Source organism: Shewanella sp. 4t3-1-2LB (assembly GCF_017368415.1).
Classification (GTDB): Bacteria; Pseudomonadota; Gammaproteobacteria; order Enterobacterales; family Shewanellaceae; genus Shewanella; species Shewanella fodinae.
Genome location: NZ_JAFNJD010000196.1, coordinates 1 through 247 on the forward strand (window position 1 = coordinate 1; position 247 = coordinate 247).

Consider the following 247-nt stretch of genomic DNA (forward strand, 5'->3'; position numbering starts at 1 on the left):
CTTGATGGCAAAGTACTGGTTCACTCAGATCAGGGAAGCCAATACACGAGCCATGATTGGAATGAATTTCTGAGTGCTCATGGTTTGGAAGGTAGCATGAGTCGTCGAGGCAATTGCCATGATAACGCAGTAGCCGAGAGTTTCTTTCAACTGCTGAAACGTGAACGGATCAAGCGAAAAATCTATGCAACAAGGGACGACGCAAAGATGGATGTGTTTAATTATATTGAGATGTTTTACAACCCGA

At 43.7% G+C, this 247-nt stretch carries 1 protein-coding gene; it reads left to right on the forward strand.

Features of this window, described 5'->3' with window-relative positions:
- Window positions 1–247: DDE-type integrase/transposase/recombinase (locus J3L11_RS19755; protein ID WP_207572026.1), on the forward strand; the 247-nt coding region annotated here is incomplete at both ends.